The organism is Caballeronia sordidicola (genome assembly GCF_000729995.1).
Lineage (GTDB): Bacteria > Pseudomonadota > Gammaproteobacteria > Burkholderiales > Burkholderiaceae > Caballeronia > Caballeronia sordidicola_A.
In genome coordinates this window covers 1-26,957 of sequence record NZ_JNFG01000027.1, presented here as the reverse complement: position 1 = coordinate 26,957, position 26,957 = coordinate 1, and the positions used below count along the sequence as shown (strand labels likewise).

General features: G+C 59.2%; 26 protein-coding genes. 13 read left to right on the top strand and 13 right to left on the bottom strand.

What is annotated here, in order from left to right:
• Positions 1 to 204 precede the first annotated feature (204 nt).
• From FH08_RS0124400 to FH08_RS0124385, 4 genes are all read right to left on the bottom strand, one after another.
• Positions 205 to 1,866, bottom strand: coding sequence for a bifunctional aspartate transaminase/aspartate 4-decarboxylase (locus FH08_RS0124400; protein ID WP_031360875.1), 1,662 nt, complete (start codon positions 1,864 to 1,866; stop codon positions 205 to 207).
• Between the two features lie 47 nt (positions 1,867 to 1,913).
• Positions 1,914 to 3,605, bottom strand: coding sequence for an aspartate-alanine antiporter (gene aspT / locus FH08_RS0124395; RefSeq protein WP_031360874.1), 1,692 nt, complete (start codon positions 3,603 to 3,605; stop codon positions 1,914 to 1,916).
• A gap of 227 nt (positions 3,606 to 3,832) precedes the next feature.
• Positions 3,833 to 4,237, bottom strand: coding sequence for a helix-turn-helix domain-containing protein (locus tag FH08_RS0124390; RefSeq protein ID WP_031360873.1), 405 nt, complete (start codon positions 4,235 to 4,237; stop codon positions 3,833 to 3,835).
• Positions 4,238 to 5,397: 1,160 nt separating this feature from the next.
• Positions 5,398 to 5,850 carry a ferritin-like domain-containing protein gene (locus FH08_RS0124385; RefSeq protein ID WP_031360872.1) on the bottom strand — a complete coding sequence of 151 codons (453 nt, stop codon included), beginning with the start codon at positions 5,848 to 5,850 and terminating at the stop codon, positions 5,398 to 5,400.
• Between the two features lie 798 nt (positions 5,851 to 6,648).
• Here FH08_RS0124385 and FH08_RS0124365 point away from each other — a divergent pair.
• Positions 6,649 to 7,152 carry a methylated-DNA--[protein]-cysteine S-methyltransferase gene (locus tag FH08_RS0124365; protein ID WP_031360871.1) on the top strand — a complete coding sequence of 168 codons (504 nt, stop codon included), beginning with the start codon at positions 6,649 to 6,651 and terminating at the stop codon, positions 7,150 to 7,152.
• A 105-nt stretch (positions 7,153 to 7,257) separates the two neighbouring features.
• On the opposite strand, the gene FH08_RS0124360 is transcribed toward FH08_RS0124365, so the two are convergent.
• The 5 genes from FH08_RS0124360 to FH08_RS0124340 all read right to left on the bottom strand — a co-directional run bounded on the left by FH08_RS0124360 (position 7,258) and on the right by FH08_RS0124340 (position 10,883).
• Positions 7,258 to 7,962: an OmpA family protein gene (locus tag FH08_RS0124360; RefSeq protein ID WP_031360870.1), complete on the bottom strand. Its 705-nt coding sequence runs from the start codon at positions 7,960 to 7,962 to the stop codon at positions 7,258 to 7,260.
• Positions 7,963 to 8,371: 409 nt separating this feature from the next.
• Positions 8,372 to 9,073: a DUF2968 domain-containing protein gene (locus tag FH08_RS0124355; protein WP_051888479.1), complete on the bottom strand. Its 702-nt coding sequence runs from the start codon at positions 9,071 to 9,073 to the stop codon at positions 8,372 to 8,374.
• A 220-nt stretch (positions 9,074 to 9,293) separates the two neighbouring features.
• Positions 9,294 to 9,563: a hypothetical protein gene (locus FH08_RS0124350; protein ID WP_152602905.1), complete on the bottom strand. Its 270-nt coding sequence runs from the start codon at positions 9,561 to 9,563 to the stop codon at positions 9,294 to 9,296.
• Positions 9,564 to 9,769: 206 nt separating this feature from the next.
• Positions 9,770 to 10,498 carry an LrgB family protein gene (locus FH08_RS0124345; RefSeq protein WP_031360867.1) on the bottom strand — a complete coding sequence of 243 codons (729 nt, stop codon included), beginning with the start codon at positions 10,496 to 10,498 and terminating at the stop codon, positions 9,770 to 9,772.
• A 16-nt stretch (positions 10,499 to 10,514) separates the two neighbouring features.
• Positions 10,515 to 10,883 (bottom strand): CidA/LrgA family protein, encoded by a 369-nt coding sequence (locus FH08_RS0124340; RefSeq protein ID WP_031360866.1) that lies wholly within the window; start codon positions 10,881 to 10,883, stop codon positions 10,515 to 10,517.
• A 322-nt stretch (positions 10,884 to 11,205) separates the two neighbouring features.
• Here FH08_RS0124340 and FH08_RS0124330 point away from each other — a divergent pair, with 322 nt between their 5' ends.
• The 4 genes from FH08_RS0124330 to FH08_RS0124315 all read left to right on the top strand — a co-directional run bounded on the left by FH08_RS0124330 (position 11,206) and on the right by FH08_RS0124315 (position 13,822).
• Complete coding sequence (locus tag FH08_RS0124330; protein ID WP_051888478.1) at positions 11,206 to 12,705, top strand: ATPase domain-containing protein; 1,500 nt, start codon at positions 11,206 to 11,208, stop codon at positions 12,703 to 12,705.
• The gene (locus FH08_RS0124325; RefSeq protein WP_031360864.1) at positions 12,702 to 13,058 is read left to right on the top strand and encodes a response regulator; all 357 of its coding nucleotides are present in this window, start codon (positions 12,702 to 12,704) and stop codon (positions 13,056 to 13,058) included. Before FH08_RS0124330 ends, FH08_RS0124325 begins: the two co-directional genes overlap by 4 nt.
• Positions 13,059 to 13,169: 111 nt before the next feature.
• Positions 13,170 to 13,424, top strand: coding sequence for a CsbD family protein (locus FH08_RS0124320; protein ID WP_031360863.1), 255 nt, complete (start codon positions 13,170 to 13,172; stop codon positions 13,422 to 13,424).
• A gap of 164 nt (positions 13,425 to 13,588) precedes the next feature.
• Positions 13,589 to 13,822: a hypothetical protein gene (locus tag FH08_RS0124315; RefSeq protein WP_031360862.1), complete on the top strand. Its 234-nt coding sequence runs from the start codon at positions 13,589 to 13,591 to the stop codon at positions 13,820 to 13,822.
• A 52-nt stretch (positions 13,823 to 13,874) separates the two neighbouring features.
• Here FH08_RS0124315 and FH08_RS0124310 read toward each other — a convergent pair whose 3' ends face one another.
• Together FH08_RS0124310 and FH08_RS0124305 are read right to left on the bottom strand one after the other, a co-directional pair.
• Entirely contained in the window at positions 13,875 to 14,261 is a 387-nt protein-coding gene (locus FH08_RS0124310) for a hypothetical protein (protein ID WP_051888477.1), read from the bottom strand.
• Between the two features lie 113 nt (positions 14,262 to 14,374).
• The gene (locus FH08_RS0124305) at positions 14,375 to 15,874 is read right to left on the bottom strand and encodes an AarF/UbiB family protein (RefSeq protein ID WP_035567052.1); all 1,500 of its coding nucleotides are present in this window, start codon (positions 15,872 to 15,874) and stop codon (positions 14,375 to 14,377) included.
• Positions 15,875 to 17,070: 1,196 nt separating this feature from the next.
• On the opposite strand from FH08_RS0124305, the gene FH08_RS0124300 reads away from it, so the two are divergent.
• Both FH08_RS0124300 and FH08_RS0124295 read left to right on the top strand, forming a co-directional pair.
• Positions 17,071 to 17,616 carry a hypothetical protein gene (locus tag FH08_RS0124300; RefSeq protein ID WP_031360859.1) on the top strand — a complete coding sequence of 182 codons (546 nt, stop codon included), beginning with the start codon at positions 17,071 to 17,073 and terminating at the stop codon, positions 17,614 to 17,616.
• A gap of 363 nt (positions 17,617 to 17,979) precedes the next feature.
• Positions 17,980 to 18,345, top strand: coding sequence for a hypothetical protein (locus tag FH08_RS0124295; RefSeq protein ID WP_031360858.1), 366 nt, complete (start codon positions 17,980 to 17,982; stop codon positions 18,343 to 18,345).
• A 101-nt stretch (positions 18,346 to 18,446) separates the two neighbouring features.
• On the opposite strand, the gene FH08_RS0124290 is transcribed toward FH08_RS0124295, so the two are convergent.
• Positions 18,447 to 18,875, bottom strand: a complete 429-nt coding sequence (locus FH08_RS0124290) for a hypothetical protein (RefSeq protein ID WP_031360857.1) — start codon at positions 18,873 to 18,875, stop codon at positions 18,447 to 18,449.
• On the opposite strand from FH08_RS0124290, the gene FH08_RS54025 reads away from it, so the two are divergent.
• The 6 genes from FH08_RS54025 to FH08_RS0124260 all read left to right on the top strand — a co-directional run bounded on the left by FH08_RS54025 (position 18,771) and on the right by FH08_RS0124260 (position 26,572).
• The gene (locus FH08_RS54025; protein WP_075583371.1) at positions 18,771 to 19,178 is read left to right on the top strand and encodes an AMP-binding protein; all 408 of its coding nucleotides are present in this window, start codon (positions 18,771 to 18,773) and stop codon (positions 19,176 to 19,178) included. The genes FH08_RS0124290 and FH08_RS54025 overlap by 105 nt on opposite strands.
• Positions 19,179 to 19,208: 30 nt before the next feature.
• The gene (locus FH08_RS0124280; RefSeq protein WP_031360855.1) at positions 19,209 to 20,036 is read left to right on the top strand and encodes an alpha/beta fold hydrolase; all 828 of its coding nucleotides are present in this window, start codon (positions 19,209 to 19,211) and stop codon (positions 20,034 to 20,036) included.
• A 105-nt stretch (positions 20,037 to 20,141) separates the two neighbouring features.
• Positions 20,142 to 21,392, top strand: a complete 1,251-nt coding sequence (locus FH08_RS0124275; protein ID WP_031360854.1) for an NRAMP family divalent metal transporter — start codon at positions 20,142 to 20,144, stop codon at positions 21,390 to 21,392.
• 400 nt (positions 21,393 to 21,792) lie between these two features.
• Positions 21,793 to 22,764, top strand: a complete 972-nt coding sequence (locus FH08_RS0124270; protein WP_031360853.1) for a ferritin-like domain-containing protein — start codon at positions 21,793 to 21,795, stop codon at positions 22,762 to 22,764.
• Between the two features lie 700 nt (positions 22,765 to 23,464).
• A complete protein-coding gene (locus FH08_RS0124265; RefSeq protein ID WP_031360852.1) occupies positions 23,465 to 25,216 on the top strand; it encodes an ABC transporter permease in 1,752 nt (583 codons plus the stop codon).
• A 12-nt stretch (positions 25,217 to 25,228) separates the two neighbouring features.
• Positions 25,229 to 26,572, top strand: a complete 1,344-nt coding sequence (locus FH08_RS0124260) for an AAA-associated domain-containing protein (protein WP_031360851.1) — start codon at positions 25,229 to 25,231, stop codon at positions 26,570 to 26,572.
• 197 nt (positions 26,573 to 26,769) lie between these two features.
• On the opposite strand, the gene FH08_RS0124255 is transcribed toward FH08_RS0124260, so the two are convergent.
• A partial coding sequence (locus FH08_RS0124255) for a hypothetical protein (RefSeq protein ID WP_031358769.1) occupies positions 26,770 to 26,957 on the bottom strand: 188 nt, incomplete at its 5' end.

The following is a 26,957-nucleotide window of genomic DNA, read 5'->3' as shown; positions in this document are numbered from 1 at the left end:
CGGCATGCAGCCGAATCGCATGACCGAATCGCTCGCGGCCGAGCTTATCCTGCTGTCGCAGGCCTCTGCGCGCCTACTCCTGCGATTCATGCTCGCCACGGGCCGTCGTAGCCGCAGTAAAAGCGTGTGACGGGTAGAAGGCAGGCCGGAAGCTGACATCGCGCCCTCGATATGTCCGGCCTGCAGCTGCTCATGGCCTGAGCGCTAAATGGCTTTCCCGGGCTTCAGATGGCTTCCCGTCGCCGTGTTGTAGCGCTCCACGTACTCGTCCATCAACTTTCGCAGCGCCCGTCCTATCTTGCGATAGTCGGACTCGTTCAGGTTCGCGAGCGAGATACGCCCGGAGCGATGCTGGGTGCCGAAACCAAGGCCAGGCAAGAGCACGACGCGCGCCTCCTTAGCCAACTCGAAGAGCAGTTCCGAGGGTTTTGTGTTGTCCTCCAGCCATTTGACAAATTGAGGTCCATAGGCGCGTTCGCCCAAAAAATTCAGGTCGAGGATGGTGTAGTAGTCGACCTGGTTCGGATCATCGTCCTTGAACGAAATACCGACCTCTTCGTACAGCGCTCGCTTCCTCGAGCGGATCAACCGCTTGAGCGCAGTCTTGTATGCGTCCTGCGTGTCCATCAACGAGAACAGCGAGAACAGCACCATCTGGACCTGCTGCGGCGTCGACAGTCCAGCGGTATGGTTCAACGCCACCGTCCGGCTGTCTGCGACAAGGCGGTCGATAAACCTGAGTTTTTCCGGTTCCGTCGTGATGGACTCGTACCGATGGTTCAGCTCTTTTTTGATGTCTGCAGGAAGCTCGGCCAGGAGCCGGTCGAGGACGTTGTCCTTGTGCGTTGCGATGGTGCCCAGGCGCCATCCAGTCGCCCCAAAGTACTTTGAGTACGAATACACGAGAATCGTGTTCTGCGGCGCAAGCGCGAAGAGCGACACGAAATCGTCCGCAAAGGTCCCGTATACGTCATCGGTCAGCAGAATGAGGTCGGGCCGCTCCTTAACGATATCCGCAATGTATTGCAGGCTTTCGTCGCTGATCTTCACGGACGGCGGATTGCTCGGATTGACCAGGAAAAACGCTTTCACTTTCGGGTCACGAAGCTTGTCGAGCTCTTCGTTCGAGTACTGCCAGTCGTTCTCGACCTTGGCATCAAGGTTCACCACCTTGAGCTGATAGTCATTGAGCGTTGGAATCTCGATGTACGGCGTAAAGATGGGTCTTCCCAACGCGATGGTGTCGCCCGCCGTGATGAGATGATTCTCCCGCATGGTGTTAAAGATGTACGTCATTGCGGCCGTGCCGCCTTCGACCGCGAAGATATCGAACTCTCCAATAAACGGATGCTTGCCAATCATCTCGCGACGCAGATACTGCCCGACGATGACCTCCGACAGCTTCAACATCCGGTCCGGTACAGGATAGTTCGACGCAAGAATGCCCTCACACATTTCGTACAGCCAGTCCGTGCCCGAGAGGCCCAGCTGGTCGCGAACGTAGGACAGGGCGCCAGCCAGGAAATCGATGCCGGGAACGCCCTTGTTCTCCCGCAGAAAAAGTTCGAAACGTTCAGCAAGGCCCTCATGCTTCGGGAAGCCTCCGATGCCTTCAGGCATGTAGGCAAACGAGCGCTCGGACTCACGCATCGCGAACAGACCCAACTGCCAGAATCCGTGGCGCGGAATAGTCGCGAGGAAGTTGGGATTTCCGCGCCCGGCGTTGAGCATCGAGACGTTCGCCGGCCGCTCCACGGCTGCGCCTCCGGCCGCCTTGATAAGCTCGTCCTTGAGTTCAAACGGGCTAAGAGCAGCGAGCGCTCCGTGTCCCGCCGCCTCCTTCTCTTTCTTTTCATGCTTGGCCATCAGTCACCTCCGCAAACGATTCGGATAAGGGTCGACGCGCGAGCTTGCTACGAAAGAAGCATGACGACCACCATGCCCCAAATGGTCAAAAGCGTGTTTCCCACCGCGTAGGTCACGGTGTAGCCGAGTCCGGGCACCTGACTCTTTGCCGCGTCGGTCAGCATGCCTAACGCTGCGGTCGTCGTGCGGGCCCCGGCGCACACGCCGAGCAGGATGGCCGGGTGGAAGTGAAAAACATACTTGGCGATGAACATCCCCATGATGAGCGGCACCGTGGTGCAGACAATTCCCCACAGGAAGAGACTTACGCCGAGCTGCTGGAGACCGGTAACGAATCCCGGTCCTGCCGTAATGCCGACGACTGCGATGAATACATTCAACCCGACGGAATTCATGAACCAGACCGTGGGCTCCGGGATGCGGCCAAAGGTGGGATGGATGGCACGCAACCAGCCAAAGACAATGCCGGCGATAAGCGCTCCCCCGGATGTCGAGAGAGTAAGAGGTATGGCGCCAACCCTCAGAACCAGCGAGCCAATCAGCGCGCCAGCGGTGATAGCAAGGCTGACGAATGCAATGTCGGCCACGCTGGTGGGCCGGTCGAGCACGCCGATATCCTTCGCGGCTGCAGCGGTGTCTTGAGTGCGCCCGACAATCGTTATTGTGTCGCCGCGGTGCAATATGGTCTTTGGCAGAACCGGAATCTGCGTCTCGGTCGGTCCACGCTTGATTCTCCGAAGGAAAATACCGCGGGCGCCGGGCAGATGCCCGAGCTCCTCCAGCGTCTTGCCATCCACGGCTTTCGAAGTGACGTAGATATCCACGCCTTCTGCCGGCACTGCGAGCAGCTCCGGGTCGTCCATCTCACCACCGCGCGGCGACAGCAGCGCGACCAGTTGCTCCCGTCGCCCTCCCACAGCGGCGACGTCCCCTGCCTGCAACTTGAAATCAAGCGTCGCATCGTAAATCTCGGCGCCGCGGCGGATTCGCTGAATGAACAACCGCGTTCCCGCCGGCACACTTGCTTCGGCAGCCGCTACCGTCATGCCAACAGCCGGACCGTCTGGCGCAATGCGGTATGCGCGAAGCTCGAACTGGTGCCAGGCCTGACCCTCGCCCCCGCGTTCCTGACCGCCGCTGAGTTGCGCCTCATATTCCTTGCAGGCGGCGACGAGGTCAATACGAAGCAGCATCGGACCCAGTGTCGCCAGGATGAGTGCCGACCCGATGGTGCCAAAGATGTACGTCACCGCATAGGCAGTCGGCATGGCGTCGAGGAGTTTTTTGGCTTCGTCCGGAGCCAGCCCAAGCCGGTTAATCGCATCGGTCGCCAGGCCCATGGATGCGGAGATAGTTTGCGACCCGGCGAACAGGCCCGCGGCGGAGCCGATGTCGTAGCCGGCAATCTTCGCGGCCGCCACGGGTATGGCCAAGCAAAGCACGCACTGTATGACCGCGAAAAGTGCCTGCGGCAACCCGTCCTTTGCAATGCCGCGTACGAATTGCGGCCCCACGCCGTAGCCAACGGCAAACAGGAACATGAGAAAGAAGACCGACTTGACGTTAGCCGAGATGGTGATGCCGAACTGGCCGATGGCGATGGCTGCCAGCAGGGTCGCGGTTACCGCACCGAGACTGAAGCCTTTGAAGCTTTTACCTCCGACCCAGTAGCCGATGCCCAGAGAGAGGAAAACTGCGATTTCCGGATACTGCCTTAAGGTTTGCGCGAACCAGGACATGAACGTTCCTTTTCGAAAAGGAGGCGATAAGCCGAGCGGCTCATTGAGGCCGGGATGACCACCTTCAATGCTTCACTCCTGGCGGTATCCGCGAAGCCGGTCACTATTGATACGTGAGACCGGCGGGATGGATACAGTCGCACCTGTTTCAAGGTGTTTGATGTAACCATAGACTTCGAAACTCGCGGCCATTGCCCGGTCAACCTTGCGCCGCGTGAACCGCCCAGCTATCGCCTTGACTTCGTCAGTACGTGACCCAGGCCAAGATTGGTGACGAGTTGCCAAACATAGACGCGAGAGAAGCGCACCCCGAACTTCCTCTCAATCAGCAGTCGCACGCGGGCATTCGTCCACCCGTCGCTTTCGAACCCGTAGACTCGCGCTGATTCCTGAAGCACGGCGGCGATCTGCAGGTAGCCATCGGCACCCAGCGCCGATTCGCGCCCACCCACTCCCATCAGCTTTAATGCATCCAGACCTCCCGATTCGACGAGCTTGCGATATCGCCGAACGGTCACTTTCGACAGTCTGAGCTCTTTCATCACCATGTCATCGGAGGCGCCCGTCAATAGCAACTCGCCCGCCGCAATACGCCGCGCGATGGTAGGAAGTTCGCTTGGCTGCTTCAGCATTGAAAACTCCCACGAAAGGTCTTGCCCGAGGGTTTGCTCGGAGCAATGCGATGCAGGTCGGCCGACAGCGAGCGCGTGGATTTCAACGCATCACGACAACGTGATGAACCGACATGTAGCGGTCCAAAAATATCGCGCAACGCCTGGAAAAACCTCAAGTCAGGATCATGACGTTAGCAACCAATAACCGCTTTTGTTGCAAAGATAAAGAGCCGCGACGAAAAGATGCGCCTTGATGTATTCGCATCCGTGGACTATGAGTGAGCACTGTAAATCTTGCTTCTTGCGAAGTTCTGGAACTATGAGTTGCACTAACTTATCGGTTTGCTAGCATCTTATTGGACCGCGCTTGCTGAGCTAAGAATAAAAGGTGTGTCGTGATACGTTGCATACCAATCGGAGAGCGTTGTGAAGTGCCATCCTATTCATCGATTTCGGCTTTTGCTTACCTCGGCTCAATCGGGAATACGCTGGCGCATTCTCGAACGAGCGTTAATGACGCGAATGAAAGTAACAACCCACTTAAATTCTGATTTGTTTAACGTTCAGGAAACGAGCAATGTGCAAGGATCGCCGCATCAGAGGGCGTACGTCTCCAGTGTTAACGTTGAGCATCCGCGCTGCTCGGGTGCAAATCAGAAAGCTGATTGGAGATTGCAATGAGACGCTTCCGAGGCGGCTCAAACAATCTCAGTGACCGCGCCGAGCGAGAGGTCTTCCTGTTGACAACTGACGCAGTCAGGCGAGCGTTCAAGCTTGTCTGTGGTGCTTCGAAGTATCGAACATTGCTGCGCCGAATCTTTTCATCACGCGCTCCCTGACTGGGCAGTCGTGGAAATGGCGCCGGTCAATGCTGACCAATATTCGACCAATACCAAATTTTCTGGAGAATGGCATTGTCTTCGGATTGGCCAGTCAACTGACAGCCAATCCACTGAAAGGCACGAATGACCCTTGCATCTCTGAAGCTGGCGTTGAAGTCGCGCCGAGCCATAGGTCGCTTTCGGCTCGACAAGGGGCAGTCCCGCATCGCGGAGCGCCGCCGCTCGCGAAGACCGCAGCGGGCTACAGAACAACGATGCCGGTTACAGCTGTGTCGGCTAAGAGGCTTCCCCGAGATGCCGCCATATTCAGTTTAATCACCGTCGGGCCGCGTGCCCTCAGGCCGACGTCGTCATTTCACCAGGGCGACGCAGCATCTTGTCGACTTCGCCCGCGTGCATCTCTTCAATATGGATCATCTGACGGGCGAACTCCTCGAGCGCAACGGAGCGGTCCTCGACCCGCGCGAGCAGTTCGCGATAAAGCCCCAGCGCGAGGTTCTCGGCTTGCAGCGAGTCGCGGAGGATCGAAGAGATATCGAATGTGTGCGAGTCCAGGAGGGGACCGATCGCAAGCGACGGATAGGCGCCCAGAGTGGTGATCCATTCTCCGACCTGCTGTGCGTGCAACAGCGATTCATCGGCCTGCTCGCGCAGCCAGGATCTGATCGGAATACGTCCGAATCCGAAAATAAGAAACGAATAGTGTGTGTATCGAACGACGCCGGCCAACTCGGATTCGAGAATCCGGTTCAGCACCGCAACAACGTCTTCCTTGTCTATCTCTGCCATTTGGCATCTCCTTTTTATGTCACTGCGAGAGACCCAGTACGCGTTTTCGCCGCTCGTCTCACTCCGTGTGGTCTTGCCGGATGTTGATTAAATGTAGTCCCGCAAGGCGATAGCGCAAGGTATAAGTTTGGGCGTACGCGCTGGCCATGCTCGCTACGACAATGCGCTAGCCATTGAAATAGCCGCTGGAAAGGCCCACCGCTTGCAGGGCAAGAAGAGCTCCCAGGGTTTGTTGGGGCACGCCGCGAGCTACGTTTCGGCGCTTGAGGCCGGAGTAACGGTTCATCGCGCATTTCCTGTCTTGGGGAGTGCACTGCGCACGCCATTGAATCTCCAACACTGATGAAGTGTCCAGCCTAGGAGTCGCCTCTCGCTTACTCGCCCCTGAAATTCCCTGATCGCCTCGGTAAAAGAGTAGTTAATTATTTACAACCACTCAAAAGCGACTGCGAAATTCGAGCAGCGAGCATGGCAAGATGCTCGCTGCTTGAAGGACTGAAAGGTCTTTAAGCCATTTGCCAACGATACCGATACACTCAACATCAACATCAACGGCGACGCGCTCGTGATCGCCAACGACGCCGCGCGCATCTCCATTTCCGGCGACCTGGAAATGTACGGGACAAGACCGGTTTGACCACGGCGCTGGCGCTGCAAAAAAGTGCGATAAACGCTATCGTCGATGCCTTGCAGAATGACGCAAGCCTACCCGTGAAACTCGCCGTGAACCGCTGAAGCCAGCGGGCAAGACGGATAATCCGTTCATCTGAGCGTTAAAAAATTGGCTGGAGACGTAATTTGATTGAATGCCACATTGCACCAAGTCCGCTGGGCCATCTTGCGTATCGCGCGGAGGACGACTGCCTGACGGGATTGTTCTTCGTCGGCCAGAAGCACTTTCCGGCCGGTCTCATCGATACGGGTCCACCGAAGTCACGCGCAATCATGACGGCGATGGAACAGATCGCCGAGTACTTCGCCGGTGAGCGCAGCGTGTTTTCCGTACCGCTGCGGCTCAATGGCACCGAGTTCCAGCAACGTGTATGGGCGGCGTTGCAAGAGATCCCGTTCGGCACCTCCTGGACCTACGGCGATCTCGCGCGCCGGATGGGTGTGGCCGCAGGCGCGTCGCGTGCCGTGGGCGGCGCGAACGGGCGCAATCCCGTGGGGATCATCGTGCCGTGTCATCGCGTGATAGGCGCAGATGGCGAACTGACCGGCTACGCGGGCGGCGTGGAGCGCAAGCAACATCTGCTGACGCTTGAAGGCGGTCCAGGACGCGCGCAACTCACGCTGTTCTGAACGTACGTGCATAAAAAAACCCCCGCAGGCGCTACGCGCCTGCGGGGGTTTTACGCTTCTGGATGCCTGGCAACGGCGCCCGGAGTGTTGAACCTGCTACACCGATTATTGCTGCGTGCTGACGCGAATTTCCACGCGGCGATTCTTGGCGCGGCCAGCGACGGTCGAGTTCGATGCGACCGGATTCGCTGCGCCAAACCCTTGCGCCGTGTAGTTTTGCGAATGCAGGCCATGGCTCTTCAAATACTGCATCACCGATTCAGCACGGCGTTGCGACAACTGCCGGTTGTGCGTTGCCGAACCCGTCGAATCCGTGTAGCCCGCCACTGCGACCTGGCGCAACGTCACGCCTTGGGCAGCGGATACGAATTCGTCGAGCGTGTCGCTCGCTTTCGGCGTCAGCGTGGCGCTGTCGGTAGCGAAGTTAGCGTCGCCGCTCAAATCGATCTGGCGGGGCATTTCCGGCGCGGCTTGCGGGACCGGAGCCGGCACCGGGGCCGGGGCAACTTCAGGTTGAGCGGGCGCGCCGCACTGGAACGTCAGGACACGCGGATCGGCCGGATCTTCCGACTGTGCGCGAAGGCGTTCCATGGTTTCAAGCTTGTATGCGGGCTTGTCGCCGCAAATCTTCTGGGCCTGCTTCACGCAGGCCGCCACGCCTTCGAACAAACCGTGACATTCCACGCGATAAACCTGCGCGCCATTGGACGTCTGGATCTCGTTGGCGTTGAAAGTCGGACCCGAAGCCGTAGAGCAGCCAGCGAGTGCGCCGATTGACAACAGACCTGCAGCGATTAGTTTATTGGACATCTTGTTTACCATTCTTAAATTGACGTGTGACTGAGATATCGAGACAAATGCGTACTGGATGGGCCATCAGACAGTTACCCGATTTTCACAGCCACCTTATTCGCCTCAAGCCTTCGATCCGGATCTTGAAAATGATCTGGAATCCGAAATCGCGCGGCATGTTAGCACGCAAAAACTAGCATTCCTAACTGGATAATTCCTAATTAGCGAAACACTTTCGAGCAATTTTTGAAACAGCCGATAAACGTGAATAATCAGAAAACATTTGCGGCGCCATTACCGTGCGGGAAATAAAAAACGGCCGCGAATGCGGCCGTTTTTTCACACTTCGAAATGCACTAAGCGCGATCGATGCGCAGGCGGGAAAGGCAATATCGGAAAGCCGGATCCCGGATCCGTAAAGCGCGCTTTACTTCGGCAACGGCATCAGGTCGACATCCGACTGGCGTTGAAGATCCTGCACCTTGGTTTGCAACGCACGCAGTTGCGCTTGTGCGGCATCCTGTTCCGCGCGCAGCGAACGGATCGCTTCCTGCTGCTCCGCCTGCCGGTCGGCGACCTGGCTTTGCTGCGCCCGCGCGACATCGAGGTCGGCCTGCAGACGATTCGCGCGCCCTTGCTGGACCGCGATCAGCCGGTCAGCAAAGCTCTTCTCGGCTTCGAGCTTGGTGCGGCGGATCTCGGTATCGGCGAGCGCGGCGCTGTTCTTGGCAAAGTCCTCGTAAATCGTTTCCGCTTTCGAATCCACTTGAGTCTTGACCACGCGCCAGAATTTCTTTTGCTGAAACAATGCAATATAAAACGTCATTTCATCGGGGTAAAACAGCAAGCTCGCGCCATAGCTGCCGTTATACGTGGTGCGCAATTCCTTTACCCTTCCATCGTGAATCATTTGCTGCAGTTCCGCGACGTTGCCATTTACTGATGCCTGCGGTTCGTCGGCTGCGCCGTTGGTCAGGAGACTGCGGCGCGCGCTCGAGTCCCCGAGTGCATTGGCTGCCGGGGCACTGCCTTGCATGGGCGCTGTGGGCCCGGCGGCACACGCTGCGCCGCACAGGACGAACCATGCCAAGACCAGTGCCCCGCCTCTCGTTGTATTGTTGGAGTTCATGGAATTTCCGGGTTGAACGCAATTAAGAATGCGAAAGCACCGGAATTATGGCAGATAGAAAAGCCAAAGCGGAAAATGCGTGAGGAGGCTTTTTATAGTCTCACCATCGCCTGAAAACACTCCACGGTTTGAAACAATTTATGCAGCGATTCGTGCAACGGCTGATTGCGGATTGATTGGCCGCTTCACCGACACAGTGCATCGAGACGCCTGCCGTTCTTTACAGATCGTGACGCAAGCGCACGTGATCCTGAACGCGCTTCGGGGCATGCGGGTCGCCCGGCATGTCGATAGGCGAGAAGATGCGCCCATCAACGGGTGGTGTCGGCACACCGGAAAAGATGCCGCGATCCGCCTTGAAAGCGAACGGCGCGTTGGAGTAGATACCCGGGTCGACGGAGGTCGCAGCCTGGCTCGGCGAGACCTGCAACAAACCGCCCAACGCAATCAGGCCGGTGATGAAGAAAACTGAACGAACATGCAAGGACATGAGAAGGACTCGCCGCAAAAAAATGCCTGCGCGCGAATGATCATTGAACCGCGTACTCGTGACAGGCGTGAACCAGTTGTGGGACTTGCGTGCGCCAATAACAGCGCTCGCAACCAACCAGCATGAGACCATCAGCGTGCCGCCCGGACCATGGGCGAGTTCCGAATTTCTCCTGGATTGCGACTATCGTTTCAATTCTTTGCGAGTCAGTTGATCCAGCGCAAAATCATCGGCAACAAGACCGGCACCACGAATGCGGTGAACAAGCCGTTCAAGCCCATGCCGAGGCCGGCGAATGCGCCCATTTCGTCGCTGACCTGAAAAGCGCGCGCCGTCCCTATGCCATGCGACGCCACGCCTAACGCGAACCCTCGCACCTCGGGCTCTTCGATACGTAAAACATTGAGGATCGTACGCGCCGATACCGCCCCGAACACGCCGGTGCAAATCACCAGCACGGCGGTCAGCGACGGCAGGCCACCCAGCCGCTCGGCTATAGCCATCGCGATCGGCGTGGTCGCGGACTTGGGCGCGAGCGATATCACCGTCACGCGCGACACGCCGAATAACATCGCAACGGCGGTCGCGGACACAATCGCCGTCAACGATCCGGCGATCAGGCCGCCGGCCAGCGGCACGGCGGCGCGACGCAGCTTCGGCAGTTGACGATAGAGCGGCAAGGCGAGCGCGACAGTCGCGGGTCCGAGCAGGAAATGGACGAACTGGGCGCCCTGAAAATAGATCTGATACGCCGTGTGCGTCATGCTCAGCACGGCAACGACCAGCGCCACCGCAATCAACACGGGGTTCGCGAGCGGGTTGAACCTGGCGCGAGCGTAGATGCCTTGTGCGATCAGGTACGCGAACAGCGTCATGGTCAAACCGAGCAGCGGTGTCGCGGCGAGGTAGACCCAAAGGGCGCCGAGTTGTGTCATGGCGTGGTCCTCATAGTCATGAAGGCGTATTCACGTGTGCCCGGCGCAGCTGGCGCCGCATCAGCGCCCGCGTGACAAGCGCGGTGACGGCAATTGCCAGTGTCGTGCTCACCACCAGCGCAACCGCGATCCCGATCCCTTCGCCGCGCACCTTGCCGGCGGCAGCCATGATGCCGACGCCCGCGGGCACGAACAGCAAGGACAAATGCCGGAGCAGCTCGAGCGCGGTAGGCTCGATTGAATCGACGGCAGACGGTCTCATCAGTAGGTAGCCGAACAGCAGCAACAAACCAATCACAGGGCCGGGAACGGGCACATGCAAGCCCATCGAAAGGCCTTCTCCGAAACACTGGAATAACAACAAGGTAGCAAGGGCGCGCAGCATGACGGGCGAGTTGAGTGGTGTTTGACAAGCTAAAGCGGTACGGCCTGGATGATGACACGCGTAGTGCCCAGCATTGTGCCAAGCGCCTCGTTCGTCGACAACGCGACCGGGCGCGAAAAGTGCGCGCGATCAGGCTGATGCGGCAGGGCCGATGCGGCGCGGTCCCGGATCAAGCCCCTATCTCGCGTTTCCAGTCGATTTAATCGCCGGGTTTAATCGACGCCGCCATCAAAATTTACAAATACCGGTATCGCTCGCCATCTCGGCGATAATCCGCGTCTGCACGACATACGTACGAGCCGGGCGACGACACGAGATCTCCATGACCGACCAAGCCACATCATCCAGCCGCACCGATTCTGACCCGAGCACCGTAACAACCGGCGTGCCCGGCCTTGACGACATACTCGGCGGCGGCCTGATCAAGGGCGGCTTGTATCTGATAGAAGGCATGGCAGGGGCGGGCAAGACCATCCTGTCCACGCAGATCGGTTTTCATCGCGTGGCCGAGGGTGACCCGGTGCTGTACATCACCCTGATCGCGGAGTCGCATTCCAAGCTCCTGTCGCATCTGAAAGGGCTGTCGTTCTATAACGCCGACGCGATCTCGGACAAGATGCTGTTCGTCTCCGGCTACCACGAACTGATGCGCGACGGCCTGAACGGTTTCCTCGCGTTGATCGCGTCGACCATCAAGACAAGCCGTCCGCGTTTCATGGTGATCGACGGTTTTCGCAGCGCCCGCGAATTCAGTTCCACCGAGCTGGAGTTGTCGCAGTTCATCCACGAATTGAGTGCGTTTGTATCGGCTGCGGGCTGCACCACGCTGATCCTCGCGCCGCTCTCGGGCAACGAGCCGCATCCGGAACACACGCTCGTGGACGGCCTCGTCGAACTCAACCGTTTCGCCACCGGCATGCGGCGCGCGCGGGAAATCGAAGTGCATAAACTGCGCGGCCGCGATCATCTGCTGGGACGCCATTTCTTCAAGATCACCGCCGACGGCCTTGTCACTTTCCCACGCCTGGAAGCGCGCTCGAAGCTGCTTGAAGGGGCGCCGGACCTGAAGTCAAAGCTGGCGTTTGGCCTTCCCGACTTCGACGCCATGCTCGGCGGCGGCGTGGTGAAAGGCTCGACCACGACACTGATCGGGCCATCGGGAATCGGCAAGACGCTGCTGTCACTGAAATTCCTCGAGGCCGGCGTAGCTAATGGCGAATGCTGCGTGTATTTCGGTTTTTACGAGTCGCCGGAGCGGCTGGTCGCCAAGGCAGAATCCGTGTCGATTCATCTTGCCGAAGCAGTCGCCGACGGTCGCCTGATCGTCGAGTGGCGGCCGGCGGTGGAGCTCGCCATCGACGAACTTGCGGCCGAGCTGATTTCGGTGGTCAAGCGCACGGGTGCGTCGCGGCTGGTGGTGGACGGGATTCAAGGGTTCCGCGACTCGGCGAACCGCGTGGAGCGTTTCGGGCTGTTCCTGAACGCATTGACGCACCGGCTGCGCCAGGAAAGCATCACGACGCTGCTCACCGAGGAGCTGCCGCTTTATGCCGACATGGCGCATGGGGGTTCGATCCGCGCGTCGGCAATGACGGAAAACATCGTATTGATGCGCTACGTGGAGACAACCACGTCGCTGTACCGGATCGTCTCCGTCGTCAAGCAACGCGAAAGCGCCCACGATCCGTCCATCCGCCGCTTCGTCATCGATGAAAACGGCTTGCATCTCACGGACGGTTTCATCGGCGCGACCACTTTGTTATCGGCGCGCGGCACGATCCCGCTCACGCTGTCCGACCCGGACACCGGCACGCGGACATGAAAAAAATCCTCGTCGTAGACGATGAATTTGACCTGCTGACCACCTGGCGGCTTGTGCTCCAGATGGAAGGATACGAGGTCAGCACGGCGTCAAACGGCTTGTTGGCGCTTGAGTCAGCGCGTGCCAATCCTCCCGACCTGATCATCACGGACTGGATGATGCCCACCATGGACGGCGTCGCGTTATGTCACGCACTCGCCGCCGACGACACCCTCGCGCAGATTCCCGTCGTGCTCTCGAGCGCCGCCGCGCGCACCCCGGCGGTCACGCATCCGCACCTTGAATTCCACCGGAAGCCGCTTTCCATCGATCAGCTCGTCGAAATTACCGCCCGCCTGATCGGCACGGCTTGAGGGCGGCCCGCGTAAGGGAGGCCCGGCGCTTGGGCACGATCCCTGCTGAACCAAACGCTTCCGGTGAGCCGGATTCTTCGATAAACCGCTTCAACTAGAACGGGAGGCACCATGGTGCAGGATCAGGTAGAAGGCGCGGCGCAAACCGTCGTGGGCAAGGTGCAGGATGCGGTCGGCGGTTTGACCGGCGACACGGCGACGCAGGCTGAAGGCAAGGCGCGCCAGGTGCTCGGCAAGATTCAGCTTAACTACGGCGAAACCATCGACAACGTCCGTGAGGCGGTCATCGCAAAGCCAATCAATGGCGTGCTCGTAGCTGGTGCAATCGGATTCGTGCTCGGCGCGATCTGGGCAAGGCAACGGTAAATTGGGTGCCACGGGTTGTGTGAGAAGTTGTGCGAAAACCGGCTGGCCCTGCTGAAAAGTGCGGCCAGTTTTTTTGGGTCCTGATCGGCTCGTTTTCAGCCGGGCTTCACGGATCGGGGCGGTAGGTGATACCTTACATGATGTAAATTTGATAGGAAAACCCAATGACAATCACCGCAAGCCGTCTCTCTGACACAGAATTTCTAGTCGACCATACGGTTTATACGTTTTCGGACAGCGCCGTGGCCGACGCGTTTCAGCGTTGCATCGCACAGGATTCAGTCGATTCGTGCAGCACGAACCACGCGCCGACGTCGTCGCGCACAGCGAACGATGCTGCCCCGGACGACCTTGGCGCCCGCAGCATCATTTCACCGTCGCCAGGCGACATGCCATGACCCGTTTTGCATAAAACGGGCGCGGCTCCCGCTACTCGAATATTTCGACGGCTTATCGTGGCTTATGGTCCCTGTCGTCAGTCGCGGGCATCGGATCCACCGACCGCGGCTTCGATACTCCTTCCGGCTCCGAACTGTGTGACCCGAACCCGCCGCGACCACTCGCTTCGGGCGTATTACCGCTGCCCAACGGGACTTCGGCAGTCTGTTTCGGATGCTGCGTGAGATCCCGGTCGTCAGGCTCACCGGGTTCAGCTTTCGAGTTCGATGACAGCGGCGCGTCGGCGGGCCTCACGCCTTGGCGCGCGTCACCGCCTGTTGCCGCCCCGCCCGGCAGATTGCCGCCGGAGCCGCCGCCGCTCGCGCCGCTGCCGGAGTCGCCAAGCGGTTTGCTGTTATCGAGGTCGCGTTGTGTTGTGGTCGGTTGCGTCGTGGTCATTGTGTGCTCCTGTCCTGATGGTTTGAGGTTCCATCAATCGAGCAACCGACGTTCCTTGTCGCGCTTTCCAGGTCTTTTTTCCAGCTCCGCGCGACCGGCACATTAAAGCGCAGCTACCTCGCGGACCGCGAATCCGCGTTCCGGCGATTCTGCCGTGTCACCCAGGCCGCCAGCAGATTCGGCACGCGCGGCAGCGCGTGCGGCCAGTGCACGGCTTCCTTCGCCAGTTGCGCCACGAGGCCATGCGAGCTGAATTGATCCAGCGCCAGACGCATGATCACCCGGCGCGCGATCGGCCACACGTCGATATCCGGAGCAATCCGCCGCGCCATTTCCTCGATGCTCTGCGCCGAGCGCGCGAGCAACGCCGCCCGGGACGCAATGCCCGTGTGTGCGTCGCCGAATGCGTGCTCCAGCGGTCCTTTGCCCAGTGCCGTGAACAGATCGGCGGCTGTCCGATGTCGATGGGCATCGCCGGCAAAACGCTCCGCCTCCCGCCGATACGTCGCTTCCACACGCACCGAATGCTGCTCCTCGTGTTCGTCGGGCCGGCCATGTCGCATGTGTTCACGCGCCGCCGCCTTGTGATCGCCGTGCAACAACGCGTGCGAGCCGGCCACGAGAAAACTGCGCTCGTGCTCGGCAAAAAACGTGAGCGGCGAATCTCCATCAAGCACGAGCGACCCAAGGCTGTCCGGCTCAATGCTGACCGCGGCGCCCGCCGCTTCCAGACCGGCGTGGAACACGCCTTCGCCGAGCGCAGTCTCGAAAAAAACCTCGATCCATGTGGCAATCAATTGGGTCGGGTCCAGGCCGCGGGCGCGCAGCGCCTGGGCGTCCGAAAGCGGCACGCTGCGCACGAAGCGCGTGACGAGCACCGTGTCGCTGCAAAAATCCCAGAGCACTTCGGGCACGACGACGCGCGAGTCCTTGTTCACCTCGCGCAACCGGTAGCGGAGGAAACTTTGATCCGCAGCGCGCTGGCGCAAATCGAGCATGCCGGTAATCGACTCCGTCAAACGTGCGATCAGCGCGCCCACGTTCTGCTTGCGAACCTCACGTGAAAACCGGCCGGCCAAACGCGCCGCCGAGTTCGCCACATCCAGGTCTTGCACCAGTTCGGTGCGTGTATCGGTACGGATCAACGTGACGCGCACCGCTACCGGCGGTTTTGCTTGGGTGGATGCGGGGGGCATGTCGAGGGTGATCAGCGCACGATGCGTCTGCTGCGCTATTCCACAGCGTTCAGGCTCGGCGTCCACATCGATCAACGCGGCAGAGCGTCCCGGCGGCAGCGCGATCTCCAGCGCCCGGCGCAGCGACGCGTCTTTCAGCGGCGCCTTGAGGCTGTCCAATTCGGCGAGCGCGACACGCACCGCCGTCTCGGCCAACCCCGGATGTTGCGCCAGCAGGCCCGATGTCATGGTCAGCACACCTGAGAGGTTCTGCAACACCGGCACCCGCTGCGCCAGACTGGTCGCGCCGCGGCTACGCACGCCGGCGCTGAACGAGCGCAGGACACGATGAATCGGGGCGTCGGCCGCGGACTTTTTGCGGCTTTCGCGCACGAACAACATCGCGAGGCGCCAGATTGCACGCACGCGCGGCGTCATCGGTTCACCCGGTACATGCTTGAGTAGCTGATTTTCCGCTCCTTGGGTGAGTTGGATCGGGTGGAAGGCAGTAGAGCCCGGGCGGGTTAAACCGCAAGAGAACGATCGTTGCCCAATTCACCTTGGTCACGTAAGCATTTGGAGAGTTCTCATGGATAACCCTCAGGTCACCGGCGGTGGCCACCGAGTTGAGCAAGATAAAGCAGATTGGTCCGGCGCGTCGAACCTGGACTGGACGATCTGCGGCATTCATCGATAAGTACTCGCACGCCCGCACAGTCCGAAAGCTGATTCTCCAGCATGTGTCTCGAGCAGTTCTTCTTCGCTGAGGCTGTAATTTTTGAAATGAACAAAACACATTGATTGTCTGATGTTTTAAATCAAATTTTCATGCTACATATCAATTCATGGCATTGTTTCAAATTTCAATCTTTAATTGCTGGTTTTTCATGCGGTTCACCACACGAGAGGACGATCCATGCAATGGCTTATGCCGATTTTTACCCAATATATGGGCTAATAATCCATTTGGGCCGTGAAATCGCGATGTATATAGCCACACGTTAAAATTCATGAAGGCCGCCTCGTGCGGCCTTTTCCAATTAACACCACCCGCTCCAGCCAGCGCAGCAAGGCGCCGTGCCACCAACAGCGATCCCTGCACCATTTCCCAAGATGCGTCAAAATTTGCAACGAACTACGGATTTGATTCTCTGCGCCATTCAGAAACAACGTCCATCGAACGAGCGAGATATACATGCAAACAATTAACAGCTTCTCTTTTGGAAAATTTTCATTGGACCTGCGAATAATTTACAAATTTTGAAACTAGAAATACCGGTTCCTCTTCTCGAACCCGAAATGACGATTATTAAAATGCACCTCTGACCATGAGCGTAGAACAGTTAAAAGCTGCAACGAGTCAAAAATCTATTTCGACGCAGTAAATGTTTTTGCTAGGCGGGTCGGTAACTTTCACGTTTCTATGTGAATTATCTTCTTCGAACAGGCAAGATCGACCGAAACGTCCAGAATGGGATCCATTCAGACACATTGTTTCCTTCTCCTGTCTGCCTGCGCGCGATAACGTCCACCTTCGCAACGATTCATCGAACCAGTCGCTTTCATGATTGGCACGCTTAATGCTCTTTGCATCGAATCGAAACAGTTATCTTTGTCCACCCCTGATTATCACTATGCTAACTACTCCAGTGATCGAAACGCACCTGAGTGCCTTCCATGAGGTCATTGCAGAATGCACCGACCTCAAAAGCCGTGTTGAGACGGAGCGCGTGGCGGTATCGGCAATAACAGCTGCAATTGTCAATGCAAGTGGAACGCTCGTCAGGCGGGGTTACATGACGCAGCAAAAGGTGGAAGGACTCACCCTGTCGATAGAAGAGAACGCGCTCGACCTGAAAGCCGCGCTCGATGAAGTCGATGCCTCCATTCGCACGGCCATTGGCCCGGTCGAAAAATTCGCCGCAGTGACAGAACGGTTGAGGACGGCCCAGAGAGGGGCGCGTCCGGTTCACGTCACGGCGGCATCGGGTCAATCGGAAGGGCCGGAAGCATCGATGTTCGATTTAATGGCGGCCCAGCATTCCGCCTTGTGCGAGCATTTACTGGAAAGCGTGCGGGAACTGGCTAACAAAGCCACCTACCGGCTCGACGATCTGCGGGAAAGGATCGACCGGCTGCAGTCGTCTTATGGAGAAATCACTGCGGCGATGGCTTCCTGAAGCGTCGGCCACGAGGCCGGTGGCGTGTGCGTGTCGCCGTGCGTAACGTTACGTAGGTTACGTTACGCACGTTACGTAGGCAGGAAAGGAGAGGTACGGCCGTGAGTGAAGGCGCAGGCGAACCCGTCCGTCCGTCGACGAATGCGCGCCGCTCAAACACCCTGTCCGGCATCGCAGCGCAAAAGGCGCCGGAGGGGCGCTGCACAGCGCGCCCGGGTGCCTCTGCCAAGATCTTTGCCGCGCTTGTTCGCCCGCGAACGCACGGTGAAAATGGAGGATTCCGCATTGCACCGTGGCGTGCTATCGTTTTCATGCCGGAATCAGAACGTCCGGCACACGTCAATCATCTTCGTGAGCTCCGCCATGAACGATGTACGCCACAATCTCAGCCCGACCGACCGCGTGGAATTGCTCTGCTGGCTTACCTGCGGGAGCCTCGGCGCCTATTATCTGAACGGCTCCTGGCCCAATGCGGCTTTTCACGTGCAGGCAGCTCACAAGTGGCTGGACCGGCATAAGCGCCAAGCTGAATGGCTCGCCATCGCGAAGCTCTCAGCCATTGCAGCCGATCTCGCCCAGCGCCACTCGGAACTCGTGGATGCCGACTGGGCCCGTGATGCCGTGGAGGAGATTCTCGACAGCGACGACCTCAACTATCAATCAGAGTTGGTGTTGCGCGTGCTCGATGAATGCAAGCGCGCGCTCGCCGACAAACGGCCGGCCGACTGACCCCCGGCAGAATCAGGGGCCTTCGTTGATCGAGAATCATCGATGCGGTGAAAGCCCCTTCTTTAAAGCAGCTTTTGCTGCAACGTTTAAACGCGTCGGCTTCAGAACCTCGTGCGCATGCCGATCCGGATTGCCGTCGACGAATCTCCCGAGCCGACATACACCCCGTTGGAAAACACGGGTGCCGAGCCGCCGCCGAGAAACACCGGCGCGGCTCCCCCCGATACCCGCAAGCAGGTAGCGCTGGTGTAGACGTCCGTGCGCTTGGACAGTGCATAGTCAAGCAGTAACGTCCCGTTCTGAAACTTCTGCTCGCCAAGCTTGCTGTACCAGTAGCCGCCCATCAAGGTCGTCGCAGGGGTCAACTGAAAGACCTCGTTGATCTCGTAGGTCGGCATCGAACCGCTGTCTCGGGCTATGCGAAAGTGGGTATCGGTGAAGAGCAGCCGCGTGAGGCTGCGTCCATACCTGTAGCTCGCGCCCGCGCCGATCGTGCTGACGCTCGTGGCCAGGACCGGCGCCCCCGACAAGTTCGGAAACAGCGTGGTTCCCGCCTGTGTCGGGGCGTTGAGCCCGAGGATGCTTTCAGGTTGTGTTCGTCAGGTTCGACGGGCAAACCTAAAGGCGCCGTCCATACGCATGCGAACCTGTCCTGGACCGCGGAGGGCGTAGCGGCCACGGACGAACTCGCCGTCGAACTAAAGGCCTTCGTCAAGGCCAGGATGGCGCCTCACAAACACCCGCGCGAGATCCTGTTCGCTGAAGACCTGCCGAAAACCGCGACTGGTAAGATCCAGAGGTTCAAATTGCGCGAACCGGCTCTCGACGCCTGAGCGTTCCCCTTCCTTGTCAGGCTTCAAGTCATGGACCGATCAGTACCACACACCTCTGTAATCCATCTGGCGGATCTGCCCGCAACGGACGACCGTGAATCGCTCCGTCTCGAGTATCAATGGTTGAATGCCGGCCAGCCCGATGCGCCTGTCGCCGTCTTCTTGCACGAAGGGCTCGGCTCCATTTCCATGTGGAAGGACTGGCCGCAAAAGCTGTGCGAGCAACTCGCGTTCCGTGGCCTGGTCTATTCGCGACCGGGTTATGGCGGCTCGACCCCGCGTGCAGCCGATGTGAAATGGCCGGTCGATTTCATGCACCGGCAGGCTCATGACGTGCTGCCCGCATTGCTCGACTTCCTTGGCATGGACAGCGCCGAACGTGCCCGGATGTGGGTCATCGGCCACAGCGACGGCGGTTCCATCGCGTTGCTTTATGCCGCGGCTTTCCCAGACGCACTGGCTGGCGTGATCGCGATTGCGCCGCATGTGTTCGTTGAGGATGTATCAGTCAAGGCGATCTCCGAAGCAACCACTCTATACACGCAAGGCGATTTCCGGGCCCGGTTGTCGCGTTATCACGCCGATGTCGATTCCGCCTTCTACGGGTGGAACGATATCTGGCTGAATCCCGAATTCAGGCGCTGGAACATCACGGACCTGCTGTCTTCAATCCGCGGCCCTCTGCTCGCCGTACAAGGACATGACGACGAGTACGCGACAATGGCGCAGATCGACGCCATTGCGTCGCATGTGCCGCACGCACAGCTCGTCAAGCTGCCGGCTTGCGGACATTCTCCGCACCGTCAGTGCCCCGCCATGCTCGATGCCGCGATCGCCGCGTTCGTCAGGCGTATCTGAAGCTCAGTTATGAACCAGGACCGCTGAAGGACGTGCCGGCTTGGGAAGACCGAAATCTCGATACAATCGGTCACCCCCTACACTCATCGCATCCTTTCAAAACGCATGACTGGTTCCTCGCTGCTCAAACCGAAGGTTTCACCCAGTCTGCGTTGGCTCACCCTGTGGGGACCGGGCCTGCTCGTCATGCTCGCCGACTGCGACGCTGGCAACGTGGTGACAGCGGCGCAGAGCGGCGCGCAATGGGGCCCTCAGCTACTGCTGGTTCTGCTCGCGCTGATCCCCCTGCTTTATATGGTCCAGGAACTCACCGTGCGCCTCGGCATCTTTACCGGGATGGGTCATGGCGAGCTGGTTCGCGCGAACTTCGGTCCTGGTTGGGCATGGGTCTCGGCAGTCGGGTTAGGCGTTGCCGTGCTCGGCTCGCTGGTGACCGAGTTCACAGGGGTCGCCGGCATAGGAGAAATGTTTGGCGTCGCGCGGTCCGTCACGTTACCGCTCGCTGCAGCGTTCCTGGTCGGCATAGTGTTCACCGGTTCGCACAAACGCGTGGACAAGTTCGCCATCGTCATTGGCGCTTTTGAACTGTCATTCTTCGCGGTCGCATGGCATGCCCACCCGGACATCCCCGGCATGTTTCGGCAGATGACGCAGCTTCCGCTCTCCAATCATCATTACGGTTATCTCGCGGCTGCATTGATTGGCGCGACCTTCAATCCCTGGATGATCTTCTACCAGCAGGCCGCGATCGCCGATAAAAAGATGGGCGCCCAGGACTATTCCGCCGCCCGGATCGAAACTGCCGCCGGTGCGGTTCTCACGCAGTTGCTCACAGCAGCGGTACTTGTCGCCGTTGCTGCAACGCTGTCGAGAGACGGTCAGCAGCACGCTTTTCAAAGCGTGGGTGAAATCAGCGATGTCCTCACCATGGCCGTAGGACCGCGCGCCGGACGATTTCTGTTTAGCGCGGGTGTCCTTGGGGCATCGATGGTAGCGGCCATTGTCTGCTCGCTGTCGCTTGCGTGGGGGCTGGGTGAAGTGGCGGGATACAAGCGCTCACTTGAAGGCGGACCGGCGAGTGCGCCATGGTTCTACGGGGTGTATGTGGCCTCGGTCGTTGGCAGCGCGAGCGTCGTGTGGCTGGCGCCCAACCTCATTTCGCTGAACGTTGCCGCGCAGGTTGTCAACGCGCTGATGCTGCCCCTGGTGGTGGGCTTGCTGATTGCGCTCAGCCTGACCGCGCTGCCGCCTCAGCACCGGCCCCGCGGTGTCTACCTATGGCTTGTGTGCGGCATTGCCGCTGTCGTCTCCGCGGCCGGCGTCCTGGGTGCGGGCCTGAGCTTTTTCTCGCGATAAGCGCCAGCACTTTCTCGCATCGATCCCCTATCCGGTTGCAACGCCACATGCCTCATGTGGCTCAGCATCGGTATTGAATGCCGGATCATTTTTTCACAGCGCGTCAAAACGACCATCTAAAAAGTTTCGCAGTCTTCCATTGGTAAGCACTCGAAATATTTTTGATCGCATGCGCATCCGTCTTGCGGTCGACATGCGTATCCACCCATACGTGACATGAGAGGCGTCGGACCAGCCCTGCTGCTCCGCGTCGGGCTTCGTCACGAGTTCGCGATTCGTGTTTGACACAGGCAGTCCGCCTGGCGCCTCGTCGTCTGCTGTCCGCTGCTTTTCCGTCTCTGGCTTTCATCGGGCGCAGTCGCCGTATTGGTTAGTTCACAGAACGGTTCAAGGAGATATCATGTCGGAAGACTCAAAGGTCATGGATGTACTCGTGCAGCGCGCCGGCAAGCTGGCAAAACGCAGGCAGTTCTTCAGGAGCGCAGGCGGCGTCGGTCTGGGACTGATCGGCGGCACGATCCTCGGCGCATGCGGCGGGGGCTCCTCGGGTGCATCGGCGCAAAGTAGTGGCCCGACAGATCCAGAAATACTTAACTTCGCCCTCAACCTCGAATATCTCGAAGCAACCTTCTATGCGTATGCGACTACCGGCGCGGGTCTTCCGGCCAGCCTGATGAGTGGTGCGGGCACGGCGGGAACGGTTATCCCTGGCCATGCAGTGACCTTCTCCGACCCCGTGGTCCAGGCCTATGCAAACGAGATCGCCAAAGACGAACTCGAACATGTCACGTTCCTGCGCACGGCGCTCGGTGCGTCGGCGGTGGCCATGCCGGCCCTCGACGTTGGGTACCAGAGTCCAACCGGCGCGTTCTCCAAAGCGGCGCAGGCGGCCGGGCTGGTGCCCGCGGGCACCGCCTTCGACCCTTACCTGAACGACGAAACCTTCCTGCTCGCCGCCTTCATTTTTGAAGACGTGGGGGTGACGGCCTATAAAGGCGCGGCGCCGCTGATCACGAACAAGACCTATCTGGAAGCTGCCGCCGGCATTCTCGCAGCAGAGGCGTATCACGCCGGTCTTGTACGCACGGTGCTGTATGCAAAAGGCATTGCCACTCCGTCGCTCGGGCTCATTGCAGCGGCCGGCGCCATCTCCAATGCACGCAACGCGCTCGACAACGTGGGTAACGACGACCAGGGCATTGCCGGAGCAACGGCAGGCAGTTCGAACATCGTGCCGCTCGATTCCAACGGCCTCGCGTTCAGCCGCAATTACCCGAATGTGCTGAACATCGTCTACCTGAACAGTGCGGCGGTCACGCAAGGCGGTTTCTTCCCCGCAGGCGTCAACGGCGATCTGCACATGAGCGCCTGATCGCAGGAGGAACATCCCCGCTTCACCGCGCTGGTTTCTACCGCTTGTGGTGGGAACCAGCGCGGTTTTTTTATGCCTCGACGATTGAAATGAAGGCCCCCATAAAATACAGCATTACTAACTTTTTCAGATCGACACGGCATGGAACCACGCCATGCCCTGAGTAAAGCCCAGGCGTCCCTTACCGTGACGCCACGGCGAAACCGCGTCCAACCCCTCCTCCAGGTTCCGTAAGGGAAACGAAATACTTCCATTGCGTCTCAGCCTTCAAACAGCCGACAAGCACCTTCATACGCACCGACATTAAGCAGATGCTGACCTGGCTCCAGCCACGCCGCTGCGGCGCCAACAACCGCGTGATCTTCGGTGGACGACCGTTATAACCTCAGGCTGCCCGGCAAAAATGGACAAGTTACGCCTCCGAGGTTGTGCCTGAAACACGGTTTGTAGTAGTGTCGGGCCGTCCAGAAAGAACGGTCGAAATTACCCGGACCAATCATGCCCGGACCCGTCGCGCGCACGCTTTCGCTTAGCCGCATTCTTTAACGATTAAAGCTTACAGTTCAGGGTTTATCGCGGCTTGGCCGCATGCCATTGCGTTCGTAGATCTGCATCGGTGAATCACTGCATGGTGGCATTCAAGGCTCGAAGCTCGAAGGGCACGCCGTCATGTTTTCAAGCATAGCTGTTCGGAGAATATATGGACTTCGGATTCAACCTGAACCGCACGGCTAACGCGTCTGCCTGGCGGCTCTTGCCTAATCGATGGGACTTCGTCGCGTTCCCCCTGATCATCTGCCTGATTGCGATGGCGGCTATCGGCTTCCATCAGACCATGGCGCCGATCGCCACGCTTAAAGCCCAGGCGATCTCGCTCGCACCGTCGAACCTGCCTGAATACGCGCTGCGCACAACATTGCGGATGCTCGCCGCCATGATCGCCTCGCTGGTCTTCACGCTCATCTACGGCACCCTCGCGGCCAAGAGCCGTCGTGCGGAAAAGGTACTGGTACCGATCCTGGACATCCTGCAATCGGTTCCGGTCCTGGGGTATATCTCGTTCACGGTCACGTTCTTCATCGCGCTGTTTCCGACACGCGTGGCGGGTGCCGAATGCGCGGCGATCTTCGCGATCTTCACGAGCCAGGCGTGGAACATGACGTTCAGCTTCTACCAGTCGTTGCGCACGACCCCACGGGACCTGGAGGAAGTCGCTCGCAGCTTCCACCTGACCGCGTGGCAGCGATTCTGGAAACTGGAAGTCCCCTTCTCGATGCCGGGCCTCATCTGGAACATGATGATGTCGATGTCGGGCGGCTGGTTCTTCGTGGTTGCCTCCGAGGCAATCACGGTCGGCAACAATACGATCACGCTGCCGGGCATAGGCGCATACCTCGCGCAGGCGATCACCGAAAAGAACATGGGCGCGGTGGGCTGGGTCATTCTTACGATGACAATCGTGATCCTCGGCTACGACCAGTTGCTGTTTCGTCCGCTCGTTGCGTGGGCCGACAAGTTCCGCATGGAAACAACCAGTTCCGGTGTTGCCCCGGAGTCGTGGGTGCTCGGCCTGGTTCGACGCACGCATCTGATTCACCGCTTGCTCGTGCCGGCCGGCTGGGTCTTCGCCACCGCTGCACGCGTCCCGCTACGGCTGCCCTCGTTCGATCGCGCGAATTTGCGTATGACGAAGCGCAAGACGCCGTCGCGTGTCGGCGACATCGTCTGGAGCGTCGTGGTCATTGCGGTCACACTTTATGTGGTGTGGCGCGTGGTCAGCTACGTCCGCACCGGTGTGGATCTCGGTGAAGTCGGCCACGTGTTCGTTCTCGGCCTGATCACGTTGCTGCGGGTAATGATCCTGATCGCGATCTCGTCGGTGATCTGGGTCCCGCTCGGCGTGATAATCGGATTGCGTCCCGCGCTTGCCGAGAAAGTGCAGCCGATCGCGCAATTCCTGGCAGCCTTTCCGGCGAACCTTTTGTTCCCCATCTTCGTGATCGTGATTGTCCGCTTTCACCTGAACCCGGATATCTGGTTGTCGCCGCTCATCGTGCTCGGCACGCAGTGGTACATCCTGTTCAACGTGATCGCGGGCGCAACGGCTTACCCGAATGACTACCGCGAGGTGGCCACCAACTTTCGCATTCGCGGCTGGCAATGGTGGCGCCAGGCCATGCTGCCGGGCATTTTCCCCTACTACGTGACAGGTGCGATCACCGCTTCGGGCGGCGCATGGAACGCCAGTATTGTCGCTGAGTTCGTGCAGTGGGGCGACACCAAGGTGGCAGCGCATGGCCTCGGCGCTTACATCGCGCAGACCACCGCTGCGGGCGACTATCCGAAGATCATCCTGGGCATCGCCGTCATGTCGTTGTTCGTCACGCTTTTCAACCGCCTGCTGTGGCGCCCCATGTTCACCTTTGCCGAAGCCAGGCTTCGAGTCGATTGAGGATCCATCTCCATGCCAAATTCAGACTTCAACGTGGTGTCCCCCGTGACGCCGACGAGCCCTGCTCCCCGTGCTACTCAGGAGATCCTGAACATCAAGGGTGTCTGCCGGGGCTTCAAGAAGACCCAGGGCGACCTGCTCGTGCTCGACGACGTCAACCTCTCCTTGCGCGAGGGCGAGATCGTCGGATTGCTCGGCCGCTCCGGCTCGGGCAAGTCAACTTTGCTGCGTATCATCGCGGGCTTGATCGAGCCGACCACCGGCGACGTCACCTATAAAGGCAAGCCGCTCGAAGGTCCCGCCGATGGCGTGGCAATGGTGTTCCAGACCTTCGCGCTGTTCCCGTGGCTGACAGTGCTCCAGAACGTGGAAGCGGGACTGGAGGCGCAGGGAGTGGGTGCTGCGCCTCGACGCGCGCGAGCGCTTGCAGCAATCGATCTGATCGGGCTGGACGGTTTCGAGAACGCGTATCCGCGCGAGTTGTCAGGCGGCATGCGCCAGCGTGTGGGTTTTGCGCGCGCGCTGGTCGTCGACCCGACGTTGTTGCTGATGGACGAGCCCTTCTCCGCGCTCGACGTGCTGACGGCCGAGAACTTGCGTACCGACCTGCTCGACCTCTGGACGCAAGGCAAGATGCCGATCAAGTCGGTACTGATCGTGACGCACAACATTGAAGAAGCGGTGTTCATGTGCGACCGGATCATGGTGTTGTCGTCGAATCCCGGCCGGGTGATCGCCGAGATCCAGGTGCCGTTCAAGCACCCTCGCAATCGCCTGGATCCTGCGTTCAGATCGCTCGTCGATGAGATCTACGCCAAGATGACCGCGCGGCAATCCGGTGAGGCGACCAAGCAGACGCTCGAGTTCGGCAGCCGGTTGCCGCATGTGTCAACTAACTTGCTGGCCGGTCTGATTGAGACGCTCGCAGTAGCTCCTTACAACGGGCGCGCTGATATGCCGGTGATCGCGCGTTCGCTGCACCTGGAAGTGGATGACCTGTTCCCGATCGCGGAAATGTTGCAGCATTTGGGGTTTGCTGAATTGCGCGAAGGGGATATCTACCTGACACCGTCAGCTCATGTGTTCGCCGACCTGGGGACTCATGAACGCAAGATGATGTTCGCCGAGCATCTGTTGAAACACGTGCCGTTGGCTGCGCGGATCAAGAAGGTGCTGAATGAGCGGCCGGGACATCGGGCTCCGAGGGTGCGTTTCGAACAGGAGTTGGAGGATTTTCTCACCGATGGGGCCGCGGAGGACACGCTCGATTCTGTGATCAACTGGGGGCGGTATGGTGAGGTGTTTTCTTATAACGACCAGACTGAATTGTTTAGTCTGGAAGACGTGGAGTCCTGATTAATGCTCGCGCCGGCGGACGGGGTTTGGTCGGTGGGGGTTTGAGGGTTAGCGGTCGGAGTTGATGTCCCGGTGCTAGATTCCAGGGTTAGTGGTCGGGGTCTATGCCGGGTTGCTGCTTTCGGTGTTAGTGGTCTGCTTGAGTGAGCTATTTTCTTTATCGCCATTAGCCACTGTGCGTGGCGGCACGGGCGGATTCAACTGGTGGTCGCAACACCTATAACTTCTGCAAGTTTATCGGCGGGCGTCATAAAGTCGAGGGTTTTACGTGGTCTTCCATTCAGAAGTGCGGCGACCTTGTTCAACTCGGCTTGTGAATAACCATCCAGGCGTGTGCCTTTAGGGAAGTACTGACGTAGCAGGCCGTTCGTATTCTCGTTGCTAC

Coding starts and splice junctions, on each gene's coding strand:
- FH08_RS0124400 (WP_031360875.1), bottom strand. CDS start 1,866: ATGGCCAAGCATGAAAAGAAAGAGAAGGAGGCGGCGGGACACGGAGCG.
- aspT (WP_031360874.1), bottom strand. CDS start 3,605: ATGTCCTGGTTCGCGCAAACCTTAAGGCAGTATCCGGAAATCGCAGTT.
- FH08_RS0124390 (WP_031360873.1), bottom strand. CDS start 4,237: ATGCTGAAGCAGCCAAGCGAACTTCCTACCATCGCGCGGCGTATTGCG.
- FH08_RS0124385 (WP_031360872.1), bottom strand. CDS start 5,850: ATGGCAGAGATAGACAAGGAAGACGTTGTTGCGGTGCTGAACCGGATT.
- FH08_RS0124360 (WP_031360870.1), bottom strand. CDS start 7,962: ATGTCCAATAAACTAATCGCTGCAGGTCTGTTGTCAATCGGCGCACTC.
- FH08_RS0124355 (WP_051888479.1), bottom strand. CDS start 9,073: ATGAACTCCAACAATACAACGAGAGGCGGGGCACTGGTCTTGGCATGG.
- FH08_RS0124350 (WP_152602905.1), bottom strand. CDS start 9,563: ATGTCCTTGCATGTTCGTTCAGTTTTCTTCATCACCGGCCTGATTGCG.
- FH08_RS0124345 (WP_031360867.1), bottom strand. CDS start 10,498: ATGACACAACTCGGCGCCCTTTGGGTCTACCTCGCCGCGACACCGCTG.
- FH08_RS0124340 (WP_031360866.1), bottom strand. CDS start 10,883: ATGCTGCGCGCCCTTGCTACCTTGTTGTTATTCCAGTGTTTCGGAGAA.
- FH08_RS0124330 (WP_051888478.1), top strand. CDS start 11,206: ATGACCGACCAAGCCACATCATCCAGCCGCACCGATTCTGACCCGAGC.
- FH08_RS0124325 (WP_031360864.1), top strand. CDS start 12,702: ATGAAAAAAATCCTCGTCGTAGACGATGAATTTGACCTGCTGACCACC.
- FH08_RS0124320 (WP_031360863.1), top strand. CDS start 13,170: ATGGTGCAGGATCAGGTAGAAGGCGCGGCGCAAACCGTCGTGGGCAAG.
- FH08_RS0124315 (WP_031360862.1), top strand. CDS start 13,589: ATGACAATCACCGCAAGCCGTCTCTCTGACACAGAATTTCTAGTCGAC.
- FH08_RS0124310 (WP_051888477.1), bottom strand. CDS start 14,261: ATGACCACGACGCAACCGACCACAACACAACGCGACCTCGATAACAGC.
- FH08_RS0124305 (WP_035567052.1), bottom strand. CDS start 15,874: ATGACGCCGCGCGTGCGTGCAATCTGGCGCCTCGCGATGTTGTTCGTG.
- FH08_RS0124300 (WP_031360859.1), top strand. CDS start 17,071: ATGCTAACTACTCCAGTGATCGAAACGCACCTGAGTGCCTTCCATGAG.
- FH08_RS0124295 (WP_031360858.1), top strand. CDS start 17,980: ATGAACGATGTACGCCACAATCTCAGCCCGACCGACCGCGTGGAATTG.
- FH08_RS0124280 (WP_031360855.1), top strand. CDS start 19,209: ATGGACCGATCAGTACCACACACCTCTGTAATCCATCTGGCGGATCTG.
- FH08_RS0124275 (WP_031360854.1), top strand. CDS start 20,142: ATGACTGGTTCCTCGCTGCTCAAACCGAAGGTTTCACCCAGTCTGCGT.
- FH08_RS0124270 (WP_031360853.1), top strand. CDS start 21,793: ATGTCGGAAGACTCAAAGGTCATGGATGTACTCGTGCAGCGCGCCGGC.
- FH08_RS0124265 (WP_031360852.1), top strand. CDS start 23,465: ATGGACTTCGGATTCAACCTGAACCGCACGGCTAACGCGTCTGCCTGG.
- FH08_RS0124260 (WP_031360851.1), top strand. CDS start 25,229: ATGCCAAATTCAGACTTCAACGTGGTGTCCCCCGTGACGCCGACGAGC.